The organism is Cupriavidus sp. UYPR2.512 (genome assembly GCF_000379565.1).
GTDB lineage: Bacteria > Pseudomonadota > Gammaproteobacteria > Burkholderiales > Burkholderiaceae > Cupriavidus.
Window position 1 is genome coordinate 1 of sequence record NZ_KB903037.1, and the last position, 2,136, is coordinate 2,136.

1 protein-coding gene and 2 pseudogenes are annotated in these 2,136 nt (G+C 62.1%); 2 read left to right on the top strand and 1 reads right to left on the bottom strand.

The window, feature by feature from the left end:
- Positions 1 to 95: 95 nt before the first annotated feature.
- Positions 96 to 446 (top strand): annotated as a pseudogene (locus A3A5_RS41795) (transposase); the annotation flags it as partial.
- Positions 447 to 471: 25 nt separating this feature from the next.
- Here A3A5_RS41795 and A3A5_RS0118755 read toward each other — a convergent pair.
- The gene (locus A3A5_RS0118755) at positions 472 to 1,698 is read right to left on the bottom strand and encodes an IS110 family transposase (protein ID WP_369797793.1); all 1,227 of its coding nucleotides are present in this window, start codon (positions 1,696 to 1,698) and stop codon (positions 472 to 474) included.
- 251 nt (positions 1,699 to 1,949) lie between these two features.
- Between A3A5_RS0118755 and A3A5_RS0118760 the strand changes: the two are divergent.
- A pseudogene (locus A3A5_RS0118760) lies at positions 1,950 to 2,136 on the top strand (transposase); the annotation flags it as partial.

Below are 2,136 nucleotides of genomic sequence, written 5' to 3' on the forward strand. Positions count from 1 at the left end.
CGCTCCTCGCCCTGTCAACTTCTGCATCCACCCCGCTGGTCGCCCCATAAACACCTCCTCCATCAAAGGTGTTGCGACGACCGGTTGAATCCGCCCAGGACATCCTGATCGCGGTGGTCGATGGCCTCAAGGGGTTGACCGAAGCCGTGACCACGGCCTATCCCCGCACGACGGTGCAGACCTGCATTGTGCATTTGATCCGCAACAGCCTGGACTACGCCAACTACAAGGAGCGCAAGGTGCTGGCACAGGCGCTGCGGCCCATCTACAGCGCGGTCAGCGAACAGGAGGCCGGGCAGGCGCTGGAGGCCTTCGCCGACGGTCCGTGGGGCGCCAAGTACCCAATGATCGTGCAGTCATGGCGACGTGTCTGGGAGCACGTCATACCGTTCTTCGTGTTCCCGCCCGATATCCGGCGTGTGATCTACACAACGGATGAAGTTGACAAGCGCCAGCCGCTCTCTCACTCGCTTAAGGCGTCCGTATTGGTGGCCACGGAGCGCGTACCGCAGTCGCCTGCGGTCGCGCTTGCTTCCAGCGCGAGAACAGGCGTTGGTAAGCCTGCTCGGCTTGCTCGCCGGCTGCACGCTCCAGATCCCGGACGGACTTCAGATTGTAGGCGGCAGCGGACCCCTTGCGGCTACCGCGACGCGCAGGAGGCACGCCTGCCTGCAGTTCCAGCTTACGGGTCTTTCGCGCAGTCAGCGCTGGGCGATCCCAGGCGAAGGATTCGTTACGCGTGAGGACGTGCCAGACGATGATTGCCAGCTTGCGTGCCGTGGCAACAGCCGCGATCTGCTGACCGCGACGATCGCGGACACGTAGGAAGAAGGCTCGGACGGGGCCGGCCGATTGGGCGGCGGCCCAGGCAGCCTCGACCAGCATGGCACGTGCGTAGGAACGTCCGCGCTTGCTGATGCGTCCATGCTTTGCAGGCTGCAGGCCGGATTGGTAGACCGAAGGATTGAGGCCAAAGTAGCTGACCAATTTCTCCGGCGAGCGAAAGCGAGCGATATCGCCGATGGCCGAGATCAACCCGATCGCAACGGTGGTGTTGATGCCGGTGATGGTCAGCAGCTTGCGCAGCCTGTCATCCTGAATAGCGGATTGGGCCAGGATGCGCTCAACCTGCTGCAGATTCTCTGCCAGCCTATCGAGCTCATGCAACCGCTGGTCGACCCCGATGCGTTCGTCCATGGGTAGCGGCTGCAGGCTCAGCCAGGTCCGCCCTTTCTTGCCAAACAGGTCTGTCGCGGGACACCGCTCGATGAGATGTGCAGCAAGGACAGCGTGAATCTCATTCTTGAGCCGCGTTCGCTGCCGCACGATCTGGGCGCGGCGCGACACCTGCCGCCGCATCGGTTGCGTGGCCTCGTCTGGAATCCAGACCTCGGGCAGGAAGCCACTCGCATAGAGTTGCGCAAGGATCGCATCATCGATCTTATCCGTCTTCACGCGGGCTTCTGCGATCAGGCGGACTTGCAAGGGGTTGGCGACGATCACTCTGCCGACATGACCTGTCAGCACATTCGCGATGGCGATCGTGTTGCCGGTCGCCTCGAGTATCGCGTGGTCGTCGGGCTTTAGCTTGGCAGCAAAGCGTTCCAGCTCGTCGCGTCGCAGTCCGACGCGCCCGCCGGCGCGTAGCAGGCCGTTCTCCAAATAGGCGATCTCGGCCACCGATCGCGATACATCCAGTCCTATCACTCGCATTGGCGTCTCCCACGGGAAACATCGCAAATGGGAGCCGGTGGGACAGCACGACAACTACGGATTCGCGCTCGCAGCGCAACCGGGCGGGTCGCAGGGGCGGCCAACTACTAACACGAGCTCGCAGCTCAACGTATATGAACGGCCTGCCCACCCGAAGTGCTCCCCGGTGCCCCTGTCCCGGATGGTCGAACCATACACCAAGTTACGCGGTGAGGAGTGAGAGGGCACCGGTTCCTATCATGCCGGTTACCAATGCCATTGAGAGCTTGAACATGCAGTTGCGCAAGATCATCAAGACCCGTGGCCACTTCCCTTCGGATGAAGCTGCGATCAAGTTGCTGTGGCTGGCACTGCGCAACGTACTGACCAAGTCCGTTCGCACGACTTATGACTGGAAGTCCGCCATGAACCAGTTTGCTATCC